Source organism: Butyricimonas sp. (assembly GCF_019423355.1).
GTDB lineage: Bacteria > Bacteroidota > Bacteroidia > Bacteroidales > Marinifilaceae > Butyricimonas > Butyricimonas faecihominis.
Window position 1 is genome coordinate 328,452 of record NZ_JAHZBP010000003.1, and the last position, 14,836, is coordinate 343,287.

Annotated in this window: 9 protein-coding genes; all 9 read left to right on the forward strand. The window is 38.8% G+C overall.

Annotated features, from left to right (window positions below; translation table 11 throughout):
• Positions 1 to 214: 214 nt before the first annotated feature.
• The 9 genes from QVC79_RS06345 (at position 215) to QVC79_RS06385 (ending at position 14,834) form a co-directional block, all read left to right on the forward strand.
• Positions 215 to 793 (forward strand): RNA polymerase sigma factor, encoded by a 579-nt coding sequence (locus tag QVC79_RS06345; protein ID WP_270594206.1) that lies wholly within the window; start codon positions 215 to 217, stop codon positions 791 to 793.
• A gap of 166 nt (positions 794 to 959) precedes the next feature.
• A complete protein-coding gene (locus QVC79_RS06350) occupies positions 960 to 2,156 on the forward strand; it encodes a FecR family protein (protein ID WP_270594204.1) in 1,197 nt (398 codons plus the stop codon).
• A gap of 37 nt (positions 2,157 to 2,193) precedes the next feature.
• Positions 2,194 to 4,980, forward strand: a complete 2,787-nt coding sequence (locus QVC79_RS06355; RefSeq protein ID WP_270594203.1) for a TonB-dependent receptor plug domain-containing protein — start codon at positions 2,194 to 2,196, stop codon at positions 4,978 to 4,980.
• Positions 4,981 to 4,992: 12 nt separating this feature from the next.
• Positions 4,993 to 6,375: a RagB/SusD family nutrient uptake outer membrane protein gene (locus QVC79_RS06360; RefSeq protein ID WP_270594202.1), complete on the forward strand. Its 1,383-nt coding sequence runs from the start codon at positions 4,993 to 4,995 to the stop codon at positions 6,373 to 6,375.
• Between the two features lie 30 nt (positions 6,376 to 6,405).
• Complete coding sequence (locus QVC79_RS06365) at positions 6,406 to 9,924, forward strand: SusC/RagA family TonB-linked outer membrane protein (protein WP_287642454.1); 3,519 nt, start codon at positions 6,406 to 6,408, stop codon at positions 9,922 to 9,924.
• Between the two features lie 12 nt (positions 9,925 to 9,936).
• On the forward strand, positions 9,937 to 11,436 hold the full coding sequence (locus QVC79_RS06370) for a RagB/SusD family nutrient uptake outer membrane protein (protein WP_270594200.1): 1,500 nt from the start codon (positions 9,937 to 9,939) through the stop codon (positions 11,434 to 11,436).
• Positions 11,437 to 11,450: 14 nt separating this feature from the next.
• On the forward strand, positions 11,451 to 12,185 hold the full coding sequence (locus QVC79_RS06375; RefSeq protein ID WP_287642455.1) for a DUF4843 domain-containing protein: 735 nt from the start codon (positions 11,451 to 11,453) through the stop codon (positions 12,183 to 12,185).
• Positions 12,186 to 12,199: 14 nt separating this feature from the next.
• Positions 12,200 to 13,780, forward strand: a complete 1,581-nt coding sequence (locus QVC79_RS06380; RefSeq protein ID WP_270594198.1) for a PKD-like family lipoprotein — start codon at positions 12,200 to 12,202, stop codon at positions 13,778 to 13,780.
• A 163-nt stretch (positions 13,781 to 13,943) separates the two neighbouring features.
• The gene (locus QVC79_RS06385) at positions 13,944 to 14,834 is read left to right on the forward strand and encodes an ABC transporter ATP-binding protein (RefSeq protein WP_270594197.1); all 891 of its coding nucleotides are present in this window, start codon (positions 13,944 to 13,946) and stop codon (positions 14,832 to 14,834) included.
• The last annotated feature ends 2 nt before the right edge of the window (positions 14,835 to 14,836 follow it).

Sequence of the window (14,836 nt, forward strand, 5' to 3'; positions counted from 1 at the left end):
GAGGAAATGTTATTACATAGATGCGGGGAGAACAGAAATTCCATAAATGTAAGATAAATAATTGAAGTTTTTTAGAATTATGTAATTGATATTAAGTCGAGAAATTTAAATCTTTGGATATTGGTGAATTTTACTATATATTTGTAGTGGTGGAAATAATAGCGTGATTTATTGATTATTAGTGATTTATATATATACTTTTACATTTTAGAGAATGATGAATCGGCTCACGGAAAAAGTCTTGTTTGAAAAATTGCAACAAGGAGATCAAAAGGTTCTGAAGAATTTCTTTGATGATACCTTTGCTTTGTTTGTTGCTTTTGCTCAAGATTTTTTAGGGCGAGATGATGCTTGTGAGGATATTGTACAGGATACTTTTGTTACTTTTTGGGAGCAGAAAGAGTCCTTTGAAAACATCTACTATGTAAAAGCGTTTTTTTATAAAACAATACGTCATAAATGCTTGAATCATATCCGCCATCGGAGAATTGCCTCTAAATATGCAGATTCTGTCCAAAAGGCTCAAGGGGAACTTGAAAGTACAACTTATTATGTGGATGCTGTTATTCAAGAGGAAGCATCTCGAATGGTGTATGAAGAAATTTTAAAATTGTCTGAAGTCGGTCGACAAGTGATGTTGTTGGCATTAGAAGGATATTCTAATGATGAGATTGCAGAAAAGTTGGGAATCTCGGTAAATACGGTCAGGACACACAAGGCACGAGCTTATCAATATCTTCGGGGACGTCTGAATGAATTACGAATCTTGCTTCTCTTGTTACAGCCATGGTAGCGTAATGTCGTGGTGATTTTTAGAATATTTCATATTTGATCCGTTTGTAATCCATTGATAATTACTTCTGTGTAAATAATTCTTTAAAAAAATGTCGTTTTTTTAAAGAAAGGTGTCGTCTTGTTTTTTCTTACGAGTGTTGTAGGCATTGAAAAGGAGAAATAAGATGATGAAAAAGATTGTTGATGTAATTAAATTAGGAGAGAGTGTTGGAAGAAAACTGTCTGATAATGCGACTGAAACAGATAAACGGAGAATTTCTGATTGGGATGAAACCGCATCTGGTAAAGAGGAGGTGTTAGAAAAATTATCAGACCCGGATTATATCCAGGAAAAAACATTGTATTATAAAAGTTTTGATATAGCGGGAGCCTGGAAACGGGCAAAAGTCCGGAAATTGGCTCAACAGAAGAGCATGCACTCTAAGATGCGGAAGTTGGTCTGGGGTGCTGCGGCAGCTGTGACCGTTTTGTTGAGTGCTACCGTTTATTTGTTTCAACAGGATGATATTGTAAAGGAAAATGTGGAGGTCCATCAAGCGATTGCCAATATATTACCGGGACGTGGAGTTCCTGTTTTATATCTTGATGATGATAGACAGATTGCCTTGAATGCAGACACATTAGATATTGAAGGAACAAGAGGTATAGAAGTTGGAAAGAAAATGATCACTTATTCAAAAGATCAGATCGAAAAAGAAGAAAAATACAATAAAATTGTTGTTCCTAAGGGCGGAGAATTTCATCTGGTATTGGCTGATGGCAGTGAAATCTGGTTAAATGCAGAATCTACATTGCAATATTTTGTGCATGATATAGCAAAGGAACGTGTTGTATATCTTCAAGGGGAGGCTTATTTTAAAATTGCTAAAAACGAGCAACGTCCTTTTAAGATTATTTCCGGCGAGCATGAGGTGAATGTGTTAGGGACAGAGTTTAATGTTAATGCTTATTTAGGGGCTCCGATGATCTACACCACGTTAATTGAAGGGAAAGTAAATGTGGGTGTGGTTAATCGTCCGGATATAGGGCAAGTTCTACAAGAAAATGGTAGACAGAGTGTTTATAACCCGAACAATAAGAGTATCTCTTTACGCCATGTTGATCCCCGGATTTATACGGCTTGGAAAGATGGTTATTTTATTTTTAGATATTCGACATTGAGGGAGGTTATGCAACAACTATCTCGATGGTATGATTTTGAATATGAGGTGCCTGATATGCTTTTGGATAAATACCATTTCTCCGGAGAGTTTAAACGTTTTGATAATCTTGATCGAGTGCTTGAAATTATTCGCTCGACAGGTATTCCTTTCGTTTTAGACATTAAAAATGGTAAAGTAATTATCCGGAAAGAAGCATGATAACTATTTATACTTAAATCAATTAATTCATTAACTTATGATTAAACTTTTGCGAGGGAAAAAAAGAAAGTATCCTGGAAAAAGTCGAAATAACATTTTTGTTTGGCGAGCTATTTTCGGGGTCATGATTCTGGTTGGAAGTTCTGTATTGGTGGCAGCACAGACCGGAATAAAGAAAAATGTACAAACTCGTGATGAGAAGGCAATCCTTGGAAATAGTTTCAGTGGGAATCAATTGAAACGTTTTCATCCGACTAATCTCTTGAAAGCTTTGCAGGTAGTGGAACCCTCTATGATAATAGATAGGGCTGAGGAGTGGTATGGCTCTGAGCCTAATTACGTACCGTCTGAAATTACTTTTCGAGGTGTAAAAACAATTTTGGGAAAAGAGGGAGGAGTGTTACCATTGATTATTGTTGATGGCTATGAAATATCGATGGATCGCTTGGCTGATTTCGATATAAATCGGGTGGAACGTGTAACCGTTCTCAAAGATGCAACCGGAACAGCTATTTATGGTGTCCGAGCCGGGAATGGTGTAATCGCAATTACAACTAAAAAAATGCAAGCAGGAAGTCTTCGCTTGTATTATCGTTTTGATGGAGGAATTGATGTTGCAGATCTGAGTAGTTACGATATAATGAATGCTTCTCAGAAACTGGCATTAGAGAAAAGTATGGGTATGTATGATGGGAATGATGCTCTTTATCAAGAGCGGCTGAAAAATGGTAACACGAATTGGTTGAAAGTACCTCTACAAACACCATTCCGGCATAAACATCAACTTGAAATAGAAGGAGGGGACAGTTCAATCTTGTATCGGGCCTATTTCTTGGCAACACCGGGTAATAAAGGTGTCATGAAAGGCTCTAAGCGAGATCATTATGCTATCGGAACCCGTTTAGATTATCGAAATAGTAAGTTATATGTTTCTGATGAGTTACGTATAGATGTGATTTATGGAAAAGAGTCTCCTTATGGTGTATTTCAGGATTATATGTTGATTAATCCATATTATCGTAAGGGAAGTGGGGGACAACACTCCGCATCTGTTATGGGAGAGGGAACTTTTAGTGAACAAGTATCCCCGTATTATGAGGCCTCTTTATCCAGTTTTTCAAAATCGAGAGCTACAAGGGTAATGAATACCTTGAATATGACTTGGCAGATTATGGAACATCTGGAGTTATCTGGTAATTTCACTTTTACCAAAGATTTTAATAAGTTCGATCAGTATATTTCTTTTAAATCGGAATATTTTAGTGATCTACCTTTAGATAGTGCCGAGCTAGCCGGTCAATATAAAATTCGTCGGGAAAATACCACAATTTATGAAGAAGATTTGGTTTTAAATTATTCGAATCAGTTTGATCGTCACCATTTGAACGTGTCATTAGGGATTCACGGGTATGCGGAAAAAGATTATAGTGATAATTATATAGGTGTTGGTTTGCCTAGTGATCATATGGACTATATTTCTTTTGCAAAGACTTATGCGTTTAATACAAGACCGGGAGGCCGGGAGGCATTTGATCGTCTTTTTAGCGGATATTTAAGTGGTAGCTATAATTTTGATCAGCGTTATGGGGTGGATGTTAGCCTACGGGCGGACAAGTCATCTCGTTTAGCTCCTAAAAAACGAGTTACAATGGCTTGGTCCGTGGGGGGATATTGGAATGTTCGTAACGAGAAATTCCTGCAAGAGAGCAATGTTCTAAATCAACTTGTATTGTCGGCAGGTATTGGTATGACTCCGGGATTTCAGTTCGATTACGATCAAGTGAATCCAATGTATGCTTATGATATTGATAATCCTTATTTGAATGCGACAAGTAGCTCCAATAAACTGGGTTTAGTGACATTGAATCCGATCAATGATTATAATAAAAAATTGAAATGGAGAAGTGATCATAACTTCTACGTTGGAATCCGGTTTACTCTGTTCGACCACTTATCAGCAAACGTACGTTATTACAATACGTTGAGTAAGGATGTTGTTACCCGGATAAAGGATAATGTTGTAAATGGCTCCGCTTGGAAATGGAATAATGGGGGAGAAATTCGGAATAGCGGGTTAGAGTTTGGGCTAAATGCAGACATCTTGAAAGATGTAAACGGGTTGTCTTTAGGCCTTTTATGGAATGGAACATTCAATAAAAATAAACTGGAAACTTGCCCGAATGATTTTATGGCTGAGTGGAATGAAAGTAATCAAACATCAACTCTTCAGCTAAAGGAAGGGAAAGCGGTCAATGCAATTTATGCCGTAGATTCAAAGGGAATTGATGCACAAACAGGTAAAGAAATCTTCATTACACAGAATGGAACCGAAACGAATCAATGGGAGGCAACGAACTTGGTCTATCAAGGAGATCCGACTCCTAAGTTGGTAGGTAGTTTTGGTTTATTGGGAAGTCTGAAAAATTGGAGTTTTAATTGTATGTTCCGTTATTCTTTCGGATCTAAGATATACAATATAACGGCGGTGAGATACGTGGATGAGGCCTCTATTGGACAAAACGGACCGGTTGATATGATGGATAAATGGCAAAAGACCGGGGATCAGACCGAATATTTAGGCTTTGATAATTCCATGACGTTACCAACATCTCGTTTTGTTGAATCAAGGAATATGATTTCTTTAGCATCTTTACGGGTGGATTATCAATTTGATAAAAATCTGGCAAATAAATTATATATGCAGGATTTGCATCTTGGATTAAGTTGTAATGACTTATTCCATTATTCATCGGTTAAAATGCCTAGAGGGTTGATTTATCCTTTTGCCCGCAGTTTCACGTTGTCACTTCAAGCTACCTTTTAAAAAGAAATAATTATGAAGAAATTACTATATATGGTAGTGGCGGTATTGGCGCTAAGTTCATGTAACAATTGGTTTGATGTCGCCCCGAAAGAGGAATACATAGATGAGGACGCTTTGTTCAGTAGTGAATCTGCATTTCGTAATGCACTGAATGGGATTTACACGGAATTACGTTCATCTGAGTTGTTTGGTTCAAATTTAGGTTTAGGGGGAATAGAGTTTATGGGACAAACTCTTGTGCCTGATTCAGAATTGAAACCGATTGCAGAATTTGATTACGATTCTCAGATCATGAAAGAAAAAATAGAGCAGGTTTGGGCATCCATGTACCATGCGATCTATTCATGCAATAATTTGCTCCGGTTATTCGATAAGAATCAAGATGTGATTTTTATAAAAGGAGCAAGAGAAGTCATGTTGGCAGAATTAAAAGTGTTGCGGGTGGCAATGCATTATGATTTGGTCCGTTTGTTCCATCCGGCATATACCTCTGAGTCTTCTTTTAAAGGCATATATTGGAAAGAGAGTACGGGGGATGAACTGCAACAATTGTCTACGCAAGAATTGTGTACGAAAATGTTAGCTCAATTGACAGAGGCGATTGCAATTCTGAAAAAATATGATCCTATTTATACTGGTGAATCTTTGAATTCAGATGGGTTGTTCGGAATGGCGCCTTCTAATCGGGTGTGGAAAATGAATTATTATGCAGCTTTAGGATTAAAAGCACGTATTGCATTAGCGTTAGGGACGGAAGCCGGATACCTTGATGCCCGGGCTTGTGTGGATGAAATCCTTGAAGGCGGATATTTTTCTTTTGCAACTTCTGCCGGGACTGATTTGGCATTTTCTAGAGAACATTTGTTGGGGTTACCTTCTCCGAAAGGGGGATTACAAGCATTAGGATACACCTTATTCCGAGACAAAGGGGTCGTTTTATCTCCTATTGTGCAGGTTGGGGAATGGAAACAGGAAGCTCCTGATGATATTCGTTTCAGGTCAATGAATAATACTTTACAAAACTTACTTCCTAAATATGATAGTTTAAGTATTGCCGTGTTTAGTGGGGCTCCGCAACAGATTCCCTATATCAAGTTAGGAGAGATTTATTTAATAGGTGCGGAGGCAGCTTTAAAATTGAATGACCTCTCCGGGGCGTATGCTTACTTGAGTACGTTTGTGGATAAGCGTTTCTCCAAGACTTCTATCGTGGAAACTTCAACAGCCACGGAACTTATGGAAGAGATTGAAAGACAGTATATACGGGAATTTTTGGGAGAAGGGCAGTTGTTCTATTGCTATAAACGTTGGAATTTATCCTCTATTCCGTCTTATGATGGTCGGAATATAGAGATGACAAAGGCTAAGTATGTGTGGCCGATTCCTGCGAATTAACTCTATTTATGGAATTGTAAATGGAATAAGATGATGAAGGAAAAATTAGATAATTTGATCAAGATCAGGAATAGAGAGGGATATATCCTGAAAGTTATTTTGGGTGTATGCTTGTTCCTCTTTTTGCAAGGGACAATGGTAACCCGAAGTTATGCCCAGACGACAAAGGTGAATCTGAATGTACAAAATGTGGAATTGGAATCTGTGTTTATGATGATTCAGCAACAAGTCGGATATAAAGTATTTTATAATAATGAATTGGTGGATGCCAAACAAAAAGTGTCAATACGGGTGACGGATGTATCGCTGGATAGTGCATTGCACACATTACTTACCCCTTTGGATATGACTTACAAGCTTGTAAATAAAACAATCGTTGTATCCAATTTAAAACCGGTTACGGCTAAAGCTCAGCCGGAACTTTTAGAAATTACAGGTTTTGTAAAAGATAAGAAGGGTATGCCAATACCGGGAGTAACTGTGATTTACAAGAGTACGCCTACGCTAGGGCGGGCTACTGACGAAAAAGGTTTCTACCGGATTTTAGTTCCTTCTTTGGATGGAGAATTGGTTTTCTCTTTTATCGGAATGAAAACACAAACTGTAGCAATAAAAAAACGAGTAAAGATAGATGTTACGATGGTGGAGGAAGCGACAGAGATGGATGAGGTTATCGTAACAGGGTATGTTCCGAAAGCAAAAAATAGTTTTACGGGAACAGCCGTACAAGTGAAAGGAGATGATTTACGTAAGGTTAATCCGACAAATCTATTTGCCGCTCTGAAAGTATTTGACCCGTCTTTTGCCGTTTTGGATGACGAAGGAATGTTTGGATCTGACCCTAATAGAGTTCCGGACAAAATAGAGATTCGGGGCCAGAATAGTATGCCTGACATTTCACAGGGGAATTTACAGACTTATACTTCTTTGCCGATTTTTATTATGGATGGTTTTCAGATTACCGTTCAGCAAGTATTTGACTTGGATATGAATCGGGTACAATCCGTGACGATTTTGAAAGATGCAGCGGCAGCATCTATCTATGGTTCCCGTGCTGCTAATGGTGTCATTGTGATTGAAACGAAAGTTCCGGAAGGTGGAAAATTACGTTTTTCTTACACCTTCAACGGAAGTATTCAGGTGCCTGACTTGACTTCTTATAATTTAATGAATGCGTCTGAATTATTGGAGTATTTTGAAAAAGCCCAGCTTTTCAATAATGGAAATAAAGGAGATAATACCTCTACGAATATTTATGAAGATTTAGTTGGGGGAAATCCGGGGCGTCAAAACTTGTACACCTTGCTATCTAAAGAAGTCGAGAATGGTGTGGATTCCTATTGGTTGTCTCAGCCACTTCAGACATCTGTTCAACATTCCCATTCTTTGATGTTGGAAGGTGGCGTGCGGTTTGGTGAGAAAGACCGGAGAAGTATGCGCTATCAAGTAAATTTGTCGGCAGCTCCGAGTAACGGTGTTATGAAAGGCTCAAAGCGAGATCGTTATGGGGCCGGCTTGAAGTTATTGTACAATGATCTTCATGTGCAAATAACAAGTGACATACAAGTTGCTTTAGTGAAGAATACAGACTCTCCTTATGGAAGTTTCTCAACGTATTCAAATTTGTTACCTATCTATCGGATGAAAGATGAGAATGGGAAATACTTCCCTAGACTTTCTTACGAGAATATTCCAGCCTACGAGGGACTGCCTGCCCCGGATTTTACGGGAAGTACTTTTTCAGCCCAATTGAATCCGCTTTATGAGGCGAAATATCTGAATAGTTTCAGTAGAGGGGAGACAACAAATCTGACTTACAATCTGGGCCTAAACTGGGAAGTCATAGAAGGATTACGAGTAAGAAGTACTTTCTCGATTAGTAATGTACAGGATAAAGCTGAAGTGTATCGTTCTCCTCTTTCAGCGGATTTCTTTGACTATACCTCCGTGACAGACGGGGAGGAAACGAATGACGGGTATAATTTGGAGAATATCTACAAACGGGGAACTTATACGATGACAAATTCATCCCAGTTTGATTATTATGGTAGCATAAATGTTTCATATACCAAGTCATTCGGGAGACATTTGGTACAAGGAATCGTGGGGGGAGAACTGAAAGAGACGAATTCTGAGAGTGATGTATACAAGACCGTTGGTTTCTTGGATGACCCTCTAGGATACCCTTCTTACGCCGTGCAATTTGATTCCTATACAGGACCTTCAGGAAGTAGTTCTATTTCTCGTTCAGCTGGAATGTTTGCGAACTTCAATTATTCATGGGATAATCGTTATTTGATAGACTTGACGGGACGTATAGACGGTTCATCTAATTTTGCAAGTAAACAACGTTCAGCACCTTTTTGGTCAGCCGGAGTTCGTTGGAATATTTATAATGAGAAATTTATGAAGACTCATGGTTGGTTTGAAAACTTGGCTGTTCGAGCAAATATTGGTACCGTGGGGAATCAAAATTTCCAGTTGAGTCAGATCATGACGCTTTATAATTTCTTGAAAATGTATGATGGAGTAATGGGAGCTGAGATTATGTCGATTGCAAACCCGGAATTGAAATGGCAAACTACTTTAAATCGTAACATTGGATTGGAATTTAGTTTATTACAAGGTTTAGTGAACTTGGATTTCAATTACTACTCAAATATAACAAAGAACAATTTGACGGATATTGCGATTTTACCTTCTACCGGTTTCTCTACTTATAAAGCGAATATGGGTAAAGTTCGTAACCAAGGGTATGAGTTTAGCTTGAGTATAACTCCGATCAAGAAGAATGGTTGGATTGTCAATGCTTTTGTGAATGGCGCTCATAACAAGAATAAGTTATTAAATATTTCTGATGCTTTAAGAGATTATAATGAAGTGATTAAAGAAAATCAGACAGCCCATTTGAATTATGCGGGGTACACTCAATTGGAACGAATTTTCTTATTTGAGGAAGGGCAATCTCTGAATTCGATCTTTGCCGTGCGTTCAATGGGAATTGATCCGGGAACAGGGCAGGAGATTTTTGTTACGGCAGATGGTGTTCAGACATTCCAATGGAATGCTGCAGATCAAGTTGTCGTTGGGAACACGGAACCGACCTTGAAAGGGTATTTTGGTCTTAATGTTGACTATAAGCGCTGGAGTTTCGGGGCTAATTTCCAATATTCTTTCGGGGCGGATCGTTACAACAAGACTTTATACGAAAAGATTGAAGGAGGTAATTTTGCTCAAAACGCAGATCGCCGGGCTTTAACTCAGCGTTGGACAAAACCGGGAGATGTTGCGAAGTATCGCGGGTATGGAAATACGAGTCAATTGAAACCCACGTCTCGTTTCGTTCAAAAAGATGATTTCTTGTCCATGACGTCAGCGAGATTGAGTTATACATTAAATGCAAATGATTTACAGTCGCTTGGCATTTCGTTGTTAAAGTTCACGCTTTCAACAAATGATCTGTTCTATGTTTCAACAATTAAGCAAGAACGTGGATTGTCTTACCCGTTTGCCCGTACCTTCTATTTTTCATTACAAGCTAATTTTTAAAAGAGAAAGCGTATGAAAAGAATATGTGTTTTACTAAGTATAACGTTCGGACTTCTTCTGTTTAGTTCCTGTGGAGATTGGTTGGATGTACTTCCGAAGTCTCAAATGACGGAAGAGGGGATTTTTGATAATGAAGACGGTTATTATTCTGCATTAGCCGGTATATACGTGAAAATGGCAGATAAAAGCGCCTATGGAAAACATATGACGGTTAGCTCGGTTGAAATCATGGGGCAGACATTGTCTATGTATCAGGCCTCATTTATTGAACCTTATTATGATCAGGGATGGTTTAATGGTCTGGCAACTTATTATTATGAACGGACAACCCGTTTTAATCAAGTGGAGGATGCAATAACGGGAATGTGGAAAGCGTCCTATAATGCAATTGCAAATGCCAATGAATTGATTTCTAATTTGGAGAAGCAAGATCCTTCGATTTTTGAGGAAGGAGCGAGAGATGTCGTGTTGGGAGAGGCTCTTGCTTTGCGAGCTTATATCCATTTTGATATGTTGCGTCTGTTCCAGCCTCCTTATTTGACGGAGGAAGGAAAAACTCAGAAACGAATCCCGTACAAAACGGATTTTGGAATGGAATTTACCCCTTCATCATCATCTGATGAAATATTGAGTTATTTGGTTGGGGACTTGGAGCGTGCGGAAAAGTTATTGAAAGATACCGACCCAATTTCTTCCGGGAAAACTTATAATGCAACCATTTTAAAGAGTGAACGCAAATATAAGATGAACTACTATGCAGTAAGAGCATTGCAAGCGCGGGTTTATCTTTTTAAAGGAGAGTATAAAGCTGCCTATGATGCAGCTATGGAGGTTATTGGTGCGGCAGAAGGTCTAGGTATTCGATTCTTGACAAATGCGGACTTGGGGAGTACGGATTCCGGTAATAATTACGTGAATCGGAGTTGTCCAATGGAAAATATCTTTGGCTTGCTTGTCGATGAGTTAGGGGATTATATCGAAGAGGACCACACGACAGGGAATTCTTATTATGAACGTTTCCGGTTACAATCAACCCGTTACCCGAAATTCTATTCTTCCACGGGTGACATCCGGATTACGGCATGGAAAAAAGGTTCTGGTTCAAGTATGTATTTGGCAAAATATGAACGCCCTACATTAAAGAAAGATTTGGCTCTTTTCCCGCGGCCTATTGTTTCTATGTTGAAATTAGGAGAAATGTACCTAATTGCGGCAGAAGGTGCTGCGGAATCTGTTTCTACCGGAGAGGCGATTCGTTTGTTGAACATCTTGCAACAATCTCGTAACGGAGGAATATTCACGAGTGATGATAAAGAGGCGATTATCTCGGAAATATTGAAAGAATATCGACGTGAAATGATCGGAGATGGGCAGGTGTTCTATGCGTATAAACGACGTAATGTACCGGAAATTGAAAAGGGGTATGCTACAAGTGGTGTTGTTACCATGTCGGTTGAAAAATATACTCCTGATATTCCGACGACGGAGTTTGATGGAGGAAGAACGTATTAACTTAAAAACGAGAAATGATGGAGACTATAAAACTATTGATTTTTTGTTTGTTACTCGGTGTCTGCATAAATGCATGTAGTAGAGATGAGATCATGATTTTTAAGGAAGAGCAAAATAGTTTGAATTTCCCTAAATACCAGTATCTTTCCACGACCTACAAATATGATAGCCTTCAATTTTCTTCCGTGTTCAGTGGAGGAAATGAAGTGGCTGATTTTTATATTCCTATTCGTGTGGCAGGATCGGTGTCAGATCAAGATCGTGAATATAAATTACGGGTGAATCCGGAAGAAACATTTGGTATCAAGGAGAATACTCATTATACCTTGGAAACAACACAATTATTCCGAGCCGGAAGATATATAGATTCAACCGTGGTGAAAATCAATGTACAGGCAATAAAAGATGATGCGGTTGAAGGAAGGATATATATAGAGTTGGTTCCTAATGAAAACTTTGTACGTGGTTTAGATTTTTATCAATATATGATTGTAAACGTATCTGGAGTGGGATTAAGTAGTCAGCCCACTCTCTGGCGAACAAATTCTTTAGATACCTATGGTGGAACCTATTCGTCCGTGAAAGCGGAAAAGTTCATTGAACTGAATGGTATATTGGAAGAAAACTGGAAAGCTCCTAATAAGGCAATACTCTACGCCTATGCGAAGAAAACTTACGAATGGTTTGAGAATAACCCGACGTATGACAATGGCGAGTTAGTGGTATTTAAAGGAACGATAGAATATTGAAAAAAAACAGGTCTATGAAAGTGATAAAAGATTTTATATGTATGTCCTTTGTTTTGATGCTGATCATTACGGGATGTTACGAGGATAAGGGGAGTTATAACTATTCCGAGTGGACGGGTATCGATTCCGTGACCGGAGTAGAAATTCCGGGAAGTTCTTACGGACGTATCTCTTTGTCCGAGGGAGAACTTTTAGAGATAGATCCTAAAATCACCTTTAAGGAGGGGACGAATCCTAATGATTTCGAGTATGCATGGGTTATGGGGGGTGACACTATCGGAACCAGTCTGAAACTTTCTTGGGAAGTTGCTTTTGGGAATATCGAATTCTTGAGTGGTGAGGCTTATTTCTGGTTGGCTATTCGTAATAAAGTGACCGGGGAAAGCTGGAAACATTATGCTACTTCCAATAATGGTGCTTACATGGTAAAGGTCAAGATTGTCCCGACGGCGATTCCGTTGATTGGAGTGATGATTTACGAGAAGGCCGATGGAACCCTTGAATGGGGATCTATTAAAGGAAGTAACCGGGCAGCTCCGCAACAATTTACAACGGTTTTCACCGAAATGTTTAAACGTTATAATTCGGATAAAGTAATCAAAGGCCCGTTTGTCGGGGCAACGTTTGATACAAGACAATTAAGTATTTACACGCAAGATCCGGATGGATATGGCACGATGATTCAGGCTGCGGATGGACAAACCTACCCGTTTGGTCAGGTAATGGGTTCTGTTCAAAGTCTTACTTTCACGGAGAAACCGACGGCTGTTGTAAAGGCTAAAAATGCTTATTTCAACCATATGCAGGAAATATTGATCGGAAACGAATTATTCCTTTCTACCATGAATAGTGATTATCCCTATCAGTTAATCAATCCGAATTCTCCGGGTGAAGAGACGGGAGTGGAGCAAGTAATTGGGGCTTTGCCGTATAATCGTAATGCTCCCGTGACCTTACAACGCTTAACGGATGGCAGTATCTATTATTATTTCTACAATGCCAATAAAGGATATAGTCGTCAGCCTTTGTTCGATAGCAATGGAGAGGTCGTGAGATTGGATAAAATGGTTGGGTTATACCATGAGCCGACAGGACAATCGAATACCAAATTGAAATTCTTCCTTGTGGGCAAAAAAGGCAATGAATATAAGATGTATATTTACGAATATCAACAATTTGCAAGAGCAACAGATGTTATTTCTTACCTATCGGAAAAAGATGTGACCCAATGGGCAGGTGGAATGACGGATAACGCTATTTGGTTCACCACGGTTCTGCCTGTTGGTTGGAACTATGCTTACATTGCCAAGGGTAAAGATTTGTGGCGGTATAGTTATGAAGGGTTGGAAACTCCCACTATTGTCAAGAGTTTCCCGGATGATATTGTTTCGGTTGTACCAACACCGAATGCTTCTCTTTTCGGAGATGATGAAAGTAATGAGTTATACACGGCAGTATTTACTTATAATTCAACAACTCAGACAGGATCAATGTACATTATCAACCCTCGTACAACGGTTGTGGAAGAATTCGCATCGAGCGAGAACTCCATACCGGGTAAGGTATTGATGTACCTGCCTTATTTGTCGAATTAAGTTATTCGAGTGATTGAAATTTATTGTGTTTTGGAAATAAATTAAGAGGGACAAGGCTATCGGAGGTAGCCTGTCCACCTCTAATCTTTTTCTTATGGGTATTCTATTGTTTGGAAATAGACGTTTTGTATGTAAAAATTATATATGTTTAAAAAAATGAATTATGGAAGAGAATGTGATTGAGTGTAAAAACCTGACTCATTACTATGGTTCCCGATTGATCTATGAGAACTTGAATTTTTCGGTGAAGAAAGGGCATATCATGGGATTGTTGGGGAAAAATGGGTGTGGTAAAACGACCACGATCAATATTTTGAATGGTTTTCTTCAACCTCGTTCCGGAGAATGTTTGATCTATGGTGAGAGTACACAGAATCTGAGCCCGGAAACCAAACGTCGTTTGGGATATTTGATAGAAGGGCATATTCAGTATTCGTTTATGAATATCTATCAGATCGAGAAGTTTTATTCCGGTTTTTACAAAAATTGGAATCGGGATGCTTATTTCGAACTGATGAACCGGATGAAAATATTACCCTCGCAAAAAGTATCGAGTATGTCTTGTGGACAGCGGGCTCAAGTGGCATTGGGGTTGATTCTGGCACAGGACCCTGATCTGTTGATTTTAGATGACTTCTCGTTGGGACTGGACCCCGGTTACCGTCGTTTATTTGTTGATCATATGCGAGAGTATGCAAAATCCGGGAATAAAACCGTATTTCTGACTTCTCATATTATTCAAGATATGGAACGTCTGATTGATGATGTCTTGATTATGGATTATAATCGGGTATTGATGAGGGGATCGGCATCCGAATTTATGGAAAAATTCCATCAGTTTACTTTTGATCTAGACAGGGATGATCTGGATTTTAAGTCAGACCCTCTGATTGTTGAGGCTGATCGTATAAAAAATCACTATGAAATTTACACTTATGCTTCAGAAAGTGAAGTAAAAGCAATGTTAGAAACGAAAGGATTGGCGTATCGAAATTTTGCATCCGTAGAGATGACGTTGGAAGATGCATTTATTGGTTTAACTGGAAAATATTAAAA